The following is an 11,883-nucleotide window of genomic DNA, read 5'->3' as shown; positions in this document are numbered from 1 at the left end:
TCTATGAAAAAATTAAATAATAAATTCACATTGTTATTAATACTAACAATGATGAGCATGATGGGATTGATCGCATCGGATATTTATATTCCAGGGTTAAATACAATAGCAAAGGACTTAAATGCAAGTGTAAATGATGTCCAACTGACTATTGGTGTTTATTTGTTAGGTTTGTCCCTATTTCAATTAGTCTATGGCCCTCTCTCTGATCGGCTAGGTAGAAAACCTGTTATTTTGTTCGGATTTTTTATATACACAGTAGCTTCTATATTTGCCATTTATGCTAACTCTATTGAACAACTTATTATTGTTAGATTTATTCAAGCATGTGGAGCATGTTCCGGTTTGGTTGTAGGAAGAGCCATTATTTCTGATTTATACAGTAGAGAAGAATCTGCACATGTCTATAACTTCATTTATCCACTTGTCGCGGCTTCGCCTGCTATTGCTCCATTAATTGGTGGGTATATTATAGAATACTTAGGCTGGCGTTATTCTTTTCTTTTTATATTTCTTTTCGGAGGGGTTTTATTGACGATCACTAGCATTAGCTTTAAGGAGTCGAATGTTAATGTTGATTCAAAGGAATATAAGATTAGCGACATTATTGGAGACTATCTATCCATAGTCAGGAATGGACAGTTTTGGAAATACACACTATGTGTTTTGATGTTATATGGTACTTGGTTTACTTTTCTCACTCAGGCCTCATTTATTTATCATGATATGGGGTACACCGAGAAACAAATCGGATATTTCTATATACCATTGGCCTTAATGATTTATGTTGGTTCTCGAATCAGTAAGTTCATGTCTGGCAGGGTAGGAATTGAGAGTACCTTCTTTTTAGGGTTGGTTATTTTTTGCTTCGGGGCTTTAGTGTTGTTTGTAACCTGCCAGTTTACTCACGTCACTGCGGCAGCGCAGCTTATAATACCGATGGCATTGCTTGCGACTTCAAATGGCATCGTTTTAACCCTAGGGATCTCATCGGCTGTTAGCTTGAACGCGGAAAAGTCAGGCAGTGCTTCTGCTGTCGTCGGTTGCTTACAGATCGGTTTTTCTTCTTTGTGCGCATCAATGTGGGGGTACTTTTTTGATATCACTCCTGCAGCAATGGCAGCGGAAATTTTATCTCTTTCATTGGTTGCATTTTTGGGTTACCTAACTATCCACAAATTGACCGCGAAGGTAGCAGAAGTATGAAACAAATACTGACGATATTATTTGCTTATTGTACGGCACTTCCTGCATTTTCTTTCGATCATCATGGGGAAATCTTCCAAGCTGGTGTGACAGGTGCGACCATGACAGGCGCTTACACTGGTTCGACGACTTATCGAGAGATCGTTAAGCACGGTAACCTTGGACTTGGTACGGCTAATGGGATTAGAGGAGAAATGGTATTTCTGGATGGGGAGGTATTTATCACTCGAGATGGGCAGGGCCATACTGAGCAACCTTCTTTAGACACGAAAACACCGTTTTCGATTGTGTCAAACTTTTATCCTCACACCGTTTTTAGCCTTGAGAATGTCGATAGTAAAGCGCACTTTACGCGCTTGTTAAAACCTCGATTAGTTTCAGACAATGTATTTTATGTTATGCGAATAGAAGGGCGTTTTAATCTTGTGCGGGCAAGAAGCATTACTAAACCAGCAGGTCATAATGACCTTGATCTCAAGCAATTTATTGCTGATAACGAACAAGTGAATGAATATCAAAATATTACTGGGACGATGGTTGTATTTAAATCTCCAACATTCGCTTATCCAATGACTGTACCGGGTTACCATATTCACTTTATATCTACTGATCGAAAGTATGCTGGGCATGTGTATGATTTTAGTATCGATCAGGCATCATTATCATTACAGGCCGCTTCAAAGTTCAGTATTGTTTTACCAGACAACGCTGAGTTTTTGGCCCACAAGGTTGAAAAAGTAGACCATAAGGTCATTCACCATGTGGAATCTGGAGGGAAGGGATGAGGTGTGGCTTATGAGTCCGGAACTCTTCGGGTTACTGGTGTTCATTCTGCTAGGATGTGTGAGTAATACTTCGTGGCTATTGGCCTACCGTCAAGCTATCGAGTCATCATTCATTAATCGCATCCTTCCGTTGGCAATGTTGTTTTTAGTTTCCTTGGGAGAGATAAGTTTTAAAGCATTGCTGAGTTACTCAGGAGTTTACTATCTACTTGCTGTTGTATTCATGGTGGGGGTTTATCTGTGTTGCTGTCGTTTTTTGGGAGTCGGTGGGCACAATGAATCGGTGAGTATTGCGCTCAATACAAGTTTTTCAAATTTAGTGTTGGTTGGTGTTCCGCTGTTTTTGTGGTTAGGTAATGAATCGGTCATTTCACTGATCTATATGATTATTCCTTTTCACTCCTTCGTTCTGTTTATGTGTGCATCTTTGCTTGCGGCTGTTCGAGGAGCAAAAAAGGTAAAACGAGCTCTACCCAATGTTCCACTTTTGTCGTGGGCAATATTAGTTGGTTTTGTGTTATCGAAATTACAGGTATGGCAAGGAGTAGAAGTCGCATACCTTAAGTCATCGACGGTATACGTATTACAGTTTGGCACAATTTGGGTATTAAGCGCTCGATTAACAGCTAATCGATTGAATGTACAGGGCATTAAGGCGGCATTTATTATCTCGTTAACAAAGGTCGTATTAATGCCAGCTTTCTTCTTTGTTGTCCTAAGCCCATTTTCGCTAACGATGACCAAACAAATATGTTTGCTGGCAGGCTTACCAATTGGACTCAATACGTTAGGCTTTAGCGGTAAATGTCGCCAAGAGGTAAACTACGCACTATCCCTTGCGCTTGTCATATCATCCCTGTTATCACTGATTACGATCCCCCTTATAGTATATTATTTTGGGGCATTTTGATTTATGCCATTGTGAACAACAGAGAAGAGAGTTAGAGAAAGTTAAGATTTGGTCAAAAATAGAGTCCCGAGTGAAGTTGTCGATTGAGATCGCAACGATGGGTAATTAAGGGTGCTATGTTTGTATAAAAAACAACCTAACCAAATCGACTAAGATAAGCAAAGGAGCCGTTATGCTAGGTGAAGATCACTCTCTACTCAATGAGTTTCCACAGTACAAAGAAACCATTCGAGCATTAGCTAAAATGGATGAAAATTTTCTCGCTGCAATGAAGTCCTACGATTCACTAGATAAGGAAATCCGCAAATTGGAGATGATGGACTCTCCTGTTAGTGATGAAGAAATGCACAAAATGAAGCATGATCAGGCAGTGATGAAAGATCAGCTCCATAAGCGATTGATTAGTGCGCATCGATAATATTAATAATAATGTCAGAAAGCACCGGACTAGTGGAGCGCCCTTCCCCTAGTCTCATCATTCAACATATATAAGGTACTGTTCTAGAATTATCGTAAGACGAGGTAATTCCGAATTAGGCCTTCAGTTATGGGCATATTTACTTGCAATAAGTGCTATAAGTTTGTCGCCCCCAATGCATTAGCCTCTAGAGGCGGAATTTGCCACGCGTGTTTCCAGTTTCTCATGGCATCAAAGATGCCTACAAAGCTTGTAGACCTCGTTTACAAGGAGATAGAAGAAGGAAATCAAATCAAGAATTTCTGTATTATTAAAACCGAATGCGACAGTTGGATCACTGTTGACCTTAAATACCCATTTTCACAGATATACGATTTGAGTGGGGTAACTTATGTCGAAAGCTCAAACAATGCAACATACACAGATGTAGAACATCACTCTTCCCAAGGTGGCACCGAAACGGTCAAAATTCAGTCTGTGTTGAGGCTCATTGATGAGCCTCAAACTGCTGCAGGTGTGCATGACTTGTCTTACTACGCACGTTATGTTGTGCGTCTTATTATTCTTTTTCTATCAATTTTGATTGCGTTGATCTATTTCTTTCCTAAGCCTATCTTATTATTCATTCAAGTTGTCCCACCCGTTGTCTTCTTTAGTTGGGTTGTTAGGCAGTTTTTGAAAGATAGATAAAGGCTAGGTCGATTGGCCTACGTTGGATTAGTACCTTCCATGGTAAAAGCTGAATATCCTGGGCATTAACAGGTTGTACTTTAGGGCTAAATACTTAACTGCTTACTGAGTATTGAGTGCTAGCAACTTTTCAGTAAACTGCGCAAAACCGTAGCCGCCTGGCTCCGTCATTAGGACCGAAGGGTGAAACGCCAAGCGATCCCAATAGTGCTTAATATTCGCGACCCCAACACTGTTTGGCATAATTTCAAACATGTGCTGGTCGTTCATTGAGTCACCGACATAACAGGCACGCGTTGTGATCTCTTGGCTAGACAGGCCTTTCTCGGTAAGGAATGCCGTGGCTGTCGCCTTTTTCGAGTGCTCGCCATACCATGCATTAATGTGAATCGAGCTGGCGGTGGCGTGGGCACCCAAAGCATGAATCTTAGCGACAATTTCTTCGATCACGGCTTCGTCTACACGAGGTCGGTTCTGGCCGATATCAATCGCCACTTCACACAAGCGATAGGATTGATCCAGTGTCAGTGACAAATCTGTGTAGTCACGTAGGATGTCTTCAACCTGCGCTTTTAGCTTTGTTTGGTCGTCGCGGATAGCTTCAAGAGGAACACCAGAGCGTAAGGTAAGATATCCATTTTTCTTTTCCATAATAAACGCGCCGTTTTCACCTAATACGGCATCCACAGGCCAAAGCTGGGCAATATGGTCACACCAACCCGCACACGCCCCCGTTACAGCGACCACTTTCTTGCCTGAGTCTCTTAATTTTTGTAGTGCGATTAAGGTCTCTGGCGGCAAACGGCCTTCCCAAGTCAGGGTGTCATCGACATCCGTCAGTACCCAGTCGACCTGTTTCCAGTTTTGGTTTAAATCATTCGTTACCGAATTCATTTCTACACCTCAAAATTCTTTCAATACATCGTGTTAAAGTAAATTCGGCAAAAACATCACTAAGCTTTCTGAGAAAGTCAGCAGCATCAACACCGTCAGTAGCGCCAACAGTAGTGGTGCCACTTCTCGTACAAAATCAACCATACGTACCTTTAGGATGGAACATACGGTGAACATCATTGAACCAAATGGCGGTGTCACACCCCCAATCATGATATTTACAATGACAATGATGCCGAAGTGAACTGGGTTGACGCCCAAGTTCAGTACGGCTGGCAGTAGCAATGGCGTGAGAATGATCATCGCCGCGCCACCTTCAATAAACATCCCTACGGCCAACAGCAGAGCGTTAATGAGTAGCAGCAACACCAGTTTGTTGTCTGTCAGTTCAATCAGCGCTGAGGCCACATTGTGTGGGATTTGCTCCAGCGTCATGTAGTAACCAAACACCATGGCACCAATGATGATGAACATGACGCTACTGGTGCCTTGAACCGTTTCACGCATGATCATGGGAATATGTTTAAAGCCAAGTTCGCGATACACAAATGCGCCAATGATGATGCAGAGTAGAACCGCAATCGCACCTGCCTCTGTCGGTGTAAACAAACCAAAGCGCATCCCCAAAATGATACCGAAAGGAATCAGCAATGCAGGCACGGCTTTCAGGAAGTAATGGAAACGCTCTTTCGCTGTTGCAGGCTCTGAACGAGACGGTTTGTACTTACGTTTGCGGGCTATAAACGCGATGGTCAGCATCAGGGAAGCCGCCATCAGAAGCGCAGGTACATAACCCGCAATAAACATCTGGTGAACAGAAACATTGGCGAGCAACGCAAAAATGATCAGGTTGATACCCGGCGGAATCACTGGGCTGATGCTTGAAGAAGCTGCGGTTACCGCTGCGGTAAAGGGTAGGTCATAACCGCGTTTGGTCATTTCTGGCGCCAGTATTTTCGACTGCATCGCAGCATCAGCGTTAGCAGAGCCTGAGATGCCGCCCATCAATGTGCTTAATGCTACGTTAACCTGCGCCAGGCCACCTGTTTTGTGGCCAATCATAGAGTCAGCAAAGGCCAGCAAGCTTCGGCTGATCCCAGCGTAATTCATGACCGAGCCGACCATAATGAAAAACGGTATCGCTAATAGCGGAAAAGATTCAGCGGAGCTGATGAAACGCTGCATAACCAAGCTCACGGGAATCGAATCATTGATGAATAAGAAGTAGACCATCGATGATGCGATCAGTGAAAAAGCAATGGGAATATTGAGCAGAAAAAGGACAAATAGAATGATGATTGGCAGATAGCTTTCCATCGACAGAACCTATTTATGTGAACGCTTAAGTAACGCGACGTCATCCACAATGAACTTCACTGTGTGAATAGCCATAAGAACAAAACAAAGTAACAGTACGCCATTAATGGCGAAGTACGACAGGCCCATTACAGGCGTGACTTTGTTAGAAAGCATCAGGTATTGATAGCTCAGAATCGCCATCAAGATATTGAGGGCCAGTAAGAACACGGACACACCGAGCCTAAATGCAGGTTTCGCTTTGCTTGGCAGCATAGCGACTATGACGTCGACGCCCATATGCAGCTTATGCTTGTAACAAGAGCTAATACCTAAGTAGACCGCCCAGATAAAGCAGATCACAGACAGCTCTTCGCTCCAAGGGACGACAAAGCCAAACCCGTAACGTAAAACAACGTTCACAATCACAACCAAGACCGTGATTGAAATAGCAATCGAAGCGAGGATCTCTTCAATATTTCTTAGTAAAAACAAAAAATCTTCTCCGGTAAATTACCTACTAACCATAGATAATTTACGAACAATGCGGCCTGAAAAACATCAAGCCGCATCTAGGTTAGTTAGTGTTTTGTGAGTTATTGAGCTGCACGAATCGTTTCTAGCTCTTGCATGATCTTAGCGTGGATGCCTTCGCTCCATTCAGGGAACTGGTTGTAGACATCAGCCGTTAGCTGGTTGAACTCTTCAGAGTTGACTTCGTTAAACGTTACGCCAAGTTCTTCCAGTTTCTGGGTGTATTCCGTATCTAGCTTGACCAGCTCAGAGGTGTTTGAAATCGCGCCCGCTTCCAGCTCTTCGTTAATGATTTGCTGCTGCTCTGGAGTGAACTTGTCCCACAACTTAGGAGAAATATAGATGCCGACTGTGCCAAGGAAGTGCTTGGTGAGTGACATGTTCTTCGCGACTTCATAGATCTTAGTCGAGTACATCGTCAGAATAGAACCTTCCAGACCGTCAACCACACCTTGCTGAACACCTGCGTAGGTTTCTGGGAATGGCAGAGATGCAGGTGCCGCGCCCATCGCAGATAGCGTGCTAATGAACAGTTGGCTTTGTGGCACGCGAATACGCATGCCTTTCATATCTGCAGAGTTCACGATCTCTTTGTTGGTGATCATGTGGCGGAAGCCGAACATGTAATCTGCATTCAGTACTTTAATACCTTTCTCTTCTGCTTTCGCTTTTAGCCCAGCGACAAACTCTGTGTCCATCATTGCTAGGTATTCATCGTACGTGTTGTAAAGCATTGGTCCAGCAAGCGCCGCGAAGTCTGGTACGTAGTCACCTAGGTAGGTTAAATCTTCGACCGCGATCCAGTTTGCACCGTTCACAACCTGCTCTAGGTTATCTTTGTATACAGGTAGCTGCCCGCCCGGGAATACTTTGATGTTCACTGAACCGTCAGTACGTTCACGGATTTTGTCTGTCGCCTTAATGAGCTCCTTGGTCAGTAACTCATTTTGCGTAAATACCAGGCTCATGTTGATATCTATTGGATCAGCAGTTGCCTCAGCTTCAGGCTTTTTCGATTCACCACAACCTACTAAAAGTAGCGCTGCCGCTGTAATTACCGCACCTAATAGCTTTTTCATTTGTCAGTACCTTATTGATGGCTGTTTTATAAAAATTAGAGAGTGATATGTAATATTTGTAGAGTATGCGAGTGAATTGTTACACTCATATGAACATTTTCATTATTAATATGAACATATTTTGAATGAGATCTCACAATTGTTTAGTAACATAGACCATTGCCGCTGATGTCGTTTTTCAGCTAAATTAAAGGCTAGAACGTTATAGATAATAAAACTGTAATAAAACCAATCTATTGTCGCTTGGTTTTCAAATGAACATTGAGAGTACACTATGATTACAGGCCATCGCGGTGCGGCATCGTTAGCACCAGAGAATACTTTGGTGAGCATTGAACACGCTGCTAAGTCAGGTGCCCTATGGGTAGAAATCGATACCCAACTCAGCGCAGACAACGTTCCAGTTATCATTCACGATAAGACGGTTGATCGTTGTACCAACGGCAAAGGTAAAGTATCAGACCTTGATATTAAGGCGCTTAAAGCACTCGATGCAGGGAGTTGGTTCGGTGCATCGTTCGAAGGAATATCCATTCCCACTCTCGAAGAGGCGTTGGATAAATGTGTCGAACTCGGGCTCACGCTGAATCTTGAGTTGAAAACCTACGATGACAAAACCATCGACACTCTGGTCGAGCAAGTGGTTAAGGTAGTGAAGCAGAAAAACTACCCGCTGGATAAGCTGCTTTTATCAAGTTTTAGTAAAGAGGCACTGGCCATTTGCCAAGCGCAGATACCAGAAGTAAGACGTGGGTTCATCTGCGAAGTATGGAATGATTTTAGCCTAGAGTCGTTGCAAAACTTGGACTTGTTCAGCATCCACATTGATCACAAAATTCTTGATGCTAAGATTGCGAAGTCAATTAAAAATGCGGGTTTGGTGTTAAAGATCTGGACGTTGAATGCGCCAGACAAAGCACAAGCGTTTTACGATTTGGGTGTGGATTACATCATCACGGATAAGCCAGACAAATTTTAGTAGGAACTATGGAACTGAACCAACGCCAAAAACAGATCCTCGCGACCCTTAAAGCAGATCAAGATGTTCAGATTGATCAGTTGGCCGAGTTGTTTTCGGTGACTACGCAAACCATTCGACGCGATGTAAACAACTTGTGCGAACTAGGGCTCGCGCGTCGAGTTCATGGTGGGGTCAGTTTGCCTGCTACCTTAACAAACACCAGTTATCGTTTTCGTTCAGAAGTGGAATCGACCACCAAAGATGGCATCGCAATGGCGGTCGCGGAAGCCATTCCAGACGGTGCGACCGTGATGATGGGTATTGGTACTACGGTTACACGCATTGCTCAGTTTCTATTGGGGAAAACCGCCTTACGTGTTGTCACCAACAACCTACAAGTCGCAAAAATTTTAGAAGCCAATCAGAACATCGAAGTCTACCTTGCAGGCGGCTTGTTTCGTCGCGAGCATCAAGATTTGGTCGGGAGCAGTACGGTCAACTTCTTCGAGGGCTTTGAAGCCGATATCGGCCTATGCGGTTGCGCATCGGTGACCAGCAGTCACTTCGCAATGGAGCACGAGCAGTTAGAATCGGACTTATCTCAATCCATCATGCGCAACAGTCGCCAAACTTGGCTGGTAGCTGATGCCACTAAATGGGAGCGCACTACTGCTATCAAGGTTGCGCCTCTTGCTCACTTTGAGCGTATTTACACCAATAAAGATCATCTACCCAAAGAACTGAATGTCAAAGTAATTCCAAGTGCTCTATCGCCAAGCAAAGAATAAGAACTCTTCCGGTATTTCAAGAACGTACGCCTAAATGCTAGCCCTGTTTATCGACTATTATTAATAGATACGTCTATACATGGAAAGGAAGTGGCTTTAGTTTACTTCTGCGCCCTGACATGTTGCTTCACGCTTATCGAGCAAACCGCTGAATTGGGTGAGAAGTAGGGCAATGATGACAATCAAAGCGCCGACCCAAGGTGTATTCATTAGGCCATGCTTTGCAACGATTAATCCTCCTCCCCATGAGCCTAAAGCGATGCCGACGTTAAACGCCGCTATGTTAAGCCCAGAGGCGACATCAACCGCATCAGGCGTATGTTTTTCTGCCAGATTAACCACGTAAACTTGCAACCCAGGAACGTTACCAAAGGCGAATGCCCCCCAGATTAGAATCGTAATAACAGCACTAACAGGATGGTAAGCAGCAAGGTTGAAGACAAACAGTATCATCGCAAGACCAATAAAAATGGCGGTCAGTGCTTTGACAGGGCCAAGTTTATCGGCCATTTTGCCTCCCCAGATATTGCCAATGGCGACGGAAACACCATACACCAACATGATTAACCCTATGGTCCCAGAGTTAAATCCAGAAACGTTTTCCAGTATAGGGGCGAGATAAGTGAAAGCAGTAAAAGTGCCTCCATATCCAAGTGCCGTAATCGCATAAACCAGTAGCAACCTAGGTTCGGTAAGAACCTTTAGCTGGGCTGAAATTTTGGTTGCTGGTGGCTGTTTGAGATTGGCAGGAATTAACAGGGCACTGCCAAGCAAGGCAATGACGCCAAGAATAGCCACGGTGAGAAATGTCGCCTGCCATCCAAATGCTTGCCCGATATAAGTGCCAAGAGGAACACCGGTGACCAAAGCAACGGTAAGGCCTGTAAACATGATCGCGATAGCGCTGGCGGCTTTTTCTTTGCTGACCAATCCTGTCGCAACAGTAGAACCGATGGAAAAGAACACCCCATGAGCCAGTCCGGTCAGGATGCGAGCGATGATCAGAGTTTCATAACTCGGAGCTTGCCACGCGAGTACATTGCCTAAAACAAACAAGCTCATTACGGACAATAGGACCTTTTTTCTTGGCCAGTTGCCAGTAAGCGCAGTTATGACGGGAGCTCCAATTGCCACGCCAAGCGCATATAAGCTAACCAATAAGCCAGCGGAAGGTAGGGATACTGCAAGGTCGCTTGCCATAGTCGGAATCAATCCGACGATAACAAACTCAGTAGTGCCGATAGCAAAGGCACTGAGGGTTAAAGCAAAAAGTGCAATTGGCATAATAAACTCTAATAATGATGTCGTGACCGCCATTATTGAAAATCTTTTATTTGTTAAAAATGGTGATTTTATCAAATTACTTTTGCTATAAATAAAGGTAATTAAGTTTAATGGACGAAGACATGCGCACACGTTCAGATGAGTTAGAAATGCTACTCGCGGTTGTCGATAGCGGCGGGTTTTCAGCGGCAGCTGAAATGTTAAACATACAAGTTGCCAGAATTTCACGTGCGGTAAGCAAGGTGGAGAAACAGCTGGGTGTTTCAATATTGAACCGAACAACAAGGCGGGTAGAGTTAACCCAAGAAGGTCGGACTTTTGTTGACTCTGTGCGTAAGGGCCTTCACATTATTCATCAGGCTGAAGAAGATCTGATTTCTGGAAGCGAACGTCCTAGAGGTAAGTTACGAGTGGATGCCGCCAGTCCATTTGTTTTCCATCAGCTTGTACCGCTGATACAGTCATTCAAAGATACTTATCCAGAGATTGAGTTGGAAATAACCTCTAACGAAGGTTTTGTTGATTTGCTCGAGCAGCGCACCGATGTCGCTATCCGTATCGGACAACTAAAAGATTCAACATTGCATGCACGTCCACTAGGTAAAAGTGAGCTCTTCATCGTTGCTTCTCCCCAATATCTGGAATCTGCTGGTGCGCCCCGTACAACGTTAGAATTACAGTCGCATCAATTGATAGGTTTTACATCACCTAAAGTGCTTAACCAATGGCCGCTAAAAGGAGTTGATGCCATAGAGCCAGATATCACGTCGAGTAATGGTGAAACGGTTCGGCAGTTGGCATTGGCATCTAATGGTATTGCCTGTTTGTCTGGCTTTATGGTTCGCGAAGATATTAAACAAGGTAGGCTGGTATCTTTACTTGATGATGCCAAGCGTCTTGATACCGGTCGAGAGCAGGTGAGTGCTGTGTACTACAAATCTTCAGCAGTAGCACGGCGAATCTCCTCGTTTATCGACTTTATTCAGCCGAAGTTAACCTTGTAGCAAGATTAGTTTGTGAGCGCAGTGTTTGACTAAA

The 11,883-nt window shown here is 43.9% G+C and carries 13 protein-coding genes; 8 read left to right on the top strand and 5 right to left on the bottom strand.

What is annotated here, in order from left to right; translation table 11 throughout:
* Window positions 1–3 precede the first annotated feature (3 nt).
* The 5 genes from CTT30_RS21840 to CTT30_RS21820 all read left to right on the top strand — a co-directional run bounded on the left by CTT30_RS21840 (window position 4) and on the right by CTT30_RS21820 (window position 4,009).
* Window positions 4–1,206, top strand: a complete 1,203-nt coding sequence (locus tag CTT30_RS21840; protein WP_252036993.1) for a multidrug effflux MFS transporter — start codon at window positions 4–6, stop codon at window positions 1,204–1,206.
* Window positions 1,203–1,991, top strand: coding sequence for an acetolactate decarboxylase (locus tag CTT30_RS21835; RefSeq protein WP_239835620.1), 789 nt, complete (start codon window positions 1,203–1,205; stop codon window positions 1,989–1,991). Before CTT30_RS21840 ends, CTT30_RS21835 begins: the two co-directional genes overlap by 4 nt.
* A 10-nt stretch (window positions 1,992–2,001) precedes the next feature.
* Window positions 2,002–2,901, top strand: a complete 900-nt coding sequence (locus tag CTT30_RS21830; protein ID WP_252036992.1) for an AEC family transporter — start codon at window positions 2,002–2,004, stop codon at window positions 2,899–2,901.
* A gap of 172 nt (window positions 2,902–3,073) precedes the next feature.
* Window positions 3,074–3,319, top strand: coding sequence for an HP1242/YdcH family protein (locus CTT30_RS21825; RefSeq protein WP_252036991.1), 246 nt, complete (start codon window positions 3,074–3,076; stop codon window positions 3,317–3,319).
* Window positions 3,320–3,556: 237 nt separating this feature from the next.
* Window positions 3,557–4,009, top strand: coding sequence for a hypothetical protein (locus tag CTT30_RS21820; RefSeq protein ID WP_252036990.1), 453 nt, complete (start codon window positions 3,557–3,559; stop codon window positions 4,007–4,009).
* Between the two features lie 102 nt (window positions 4,010–4,111).
* Here the strand turns inward: CTT30_RS21820 and CTT30_RS21815 are convergent, their stop codons facing one another.
* From CTT30_RS21815 to CTT30_RS21800, 4 genes are all read right to left on the bottom strand, one after another.
* Window positions 4,112–4,903, bottom strand: coding sequence for an HAD-IIB family hydrolase (locus CTT30_RS21815; protein ID WP_252036989.1), 792 nt, complete (start codon window positions 4,901–4,903; stop codon window positions 4,112–4,114).
* 33 nt (window positions 4,904–4,936) lie between these two features.
* On the bottom strand, window positions 4,937–6,220 hold the full coding sequence (locus tag CTT30_RS21810) for a TRAP transporter large permease (RefSeq protein WP_252036988.1): 1,284 nt from the start codon (window positions 6,218–6,220) through the stop codon (window positions 4,937–4,939).
* Window positions 6,221–6,229: 9 nt separating this feature from the next.
* Window positions 6,230–6,694, bottom strand: coding sequence for a TRAP transporter small permease (locus tag CTT30_RS21805; RefSeq protein ID WP_252036987.1), 465 nt, complete (start codon window positions 6,692–6,694; stop codon window positions 6,230–6,232).
* Window positions 6,695–6,795: 101 nt separating this feature from the next.
* On the bottom strand, window positions 6,796–7,812 hold the full coding sequence (locus tag CTT30_RS21800; protein WP_172851481.1) for a C4-dicarboxylate TRAP transporter substrate-binding protein: 1,017 nt from the start codon (window positions 7,810–7,812) through the stop codon (window positions 6,796–6,798).
* Window positions 7,813–8,086: 274 nt separating this feature from the next.
* Between CTT30_RS21800 and CTT30_RS21795 the strand changes: the two genes are divergently transcribed.
* Both CTT30_RS21795 and CTT30_RS21790 read left to right on the top strand, forming a co-directional pair.
* Window positions 8,087–8,791, top strand: coding sequence for a glycerophosphodiester phosphodiesterase family protein (locus CTT30_RS21795; protein ID WP_252036986.1), 705 nt, complete (start codon window positions 8,087–8,089; stop codon window positions 8,789–8,791).
* Window positions 8,792–8,799: 8 nt separating this feature from the next.
* Window positions 8,800–9,561, top strand: a complete 762-nt coding sequence (locus CTT30_RS21790) for a DeoR/GlpR family DNA-binding transcription regulator (RefSeq protein ID WP_252036985.1) — start codon at window positions 8,800–8,802, stop codon at window positions 9,559–9,561.
* A gap of 96 nt (window positions 9,562–9,657) precedes the next feature.
* Here the strand turns inward: CTT30_RS21790 and CTT30_RS21785 are convergent, their stop codons facing one another.
* Complete coding sequence (locus CTT30_RS21785) at window positions 9,658–10,845, bottom strand: MFS transporter (RefSeq protein ID WP_252036984.1); 1,188 nt, start codon at window positions 10,843–10,845, stop codon at window positions 9,658–9,660.
* A 122-nt stretch (window positions 10,846–10,967) separates the two neighbouring features.
* Between CTT30_RS21785 and CTT30_RS21780 the strand changes: the two genes are divergently transcribed.
* A complete protein-coding gene (locus CTT30_RS21780) occupies window positions 10,968–11,849 on the top strand; it encodes a LysR family transcriptional regulator (RefSeq protein WP_252036983.1) in 882 nt (293 codons plus the stop codon).
* Window positions 11,850–11,883 lie beyond the last annotated feature (34 nt).

Origin of the sequence: Vibrio coralliilyticus, assembly GCF_024449095.1 — a bacterium.
In the GTDB taxonomy this organism is placed as follows: domain Bacteria; phylum Pseudomonadota; class Gammaproteobacteria; order Enterobacterales; family Vibrionaceae; genus Vibrio; species Vibrio coralliilyticus_A.
The sequence above is the reverse complement of the archived record's forward strand: the minus strand, read 5'-3'. Positions and strand labels throughout refer to the sequence as shown.

What these genes read in the sequence shown, in the direction of transcription:
- CTT30_RS21840 (WP_252036993.1), top strand. Translation starts at nt 4, where the DNA reads ATGAAAAAATTAAATAATAAATTCACATTGTTATTAATACTAACAATG.
- CTT30_RS21835 (WP_239835620.1), top strand. Translation starts at nt 1,203, where the DNA reads ATGAAACAAATACTGACGATATTATTTGCTTATTGTACGGCACTTCCT.
- CTT30_RS21830 (WP_252036992.1), top strand. Translation starts at nt 2,002, where the DNA reads ATGAGTCCGGAACTCTTCGGGTTACTGGTGTTCATTCTGCTAGGATGT.
- CTT30_RS21825 (WP_252036991.1), top strand. Translation starts at nt 3,074, where the DNA reads ATGCTAGGTGAAGATCACTCTCTACTCAATGAGTTTCCACAGTACAAA.
- CTT30_RS21820 (WP_252036990.1), top strand. Translation starts at nt 3,557, where the DNA reads ATGCCTACAAAGCTTGTAGACCTCGTTTACAAGGAGATAGAAGAAGGA.
- CTT30_RS21815 (WP_252036989.1), bottom strand. Translation starts at nt 4,903, where the DNA reads ATGAATTCGGTAACGAATGATTTAAACCAAAACTGGAAACAGGTCGAC.
- CTT30_RS21810 (WP_252036988.1), bottom strand. Translation starts at nt 6,220, where the DNA reads ATGGAAAGCTATCTGCCAATCATCATTCTATTTGTCCTTTTTCTGCTC.
- CTT30_RS21800 (WP_172851481.1), bottom strand. Translation starts at nt 7,812, where the DNA reads ATGAAAAAGCTATTAGGTGCGGTAATTACAGCGGCAGCGCTACTTTTA.
- CTT30_RS21795 (WP_252036986.1), top strand. Translation starts at nt 8,087, where the DNA reads ATGATTACAGGCCATCGCGGTGCGGCATCGTTAGCACCAGAGAATACT.
- CTT30_RS21790 (WP_252036985.1), top strand. Translation starts at nt 8,800, where the DNA reads ATGGAACTGAACCAACGCCAAAAACAGATCCTCGCGACCCTTAAAGCA.
- CTT30_RS21785 (WP_252036984.1), bottom strand. Translation starts at nt 10,845, where the DNA reads ATGCCAATTGCACTTTTTGCTTTAACCCTCAGTGCCTTTGCTATCGGC.
- CTT30_RS21780 (WP_252036983.1), top strand. Translation starts at nt 10,968, where the DNA reads ATGCGCACACGTTCAGATGAGTTAGAAATGCTACTCGCGGTTGTCGAT.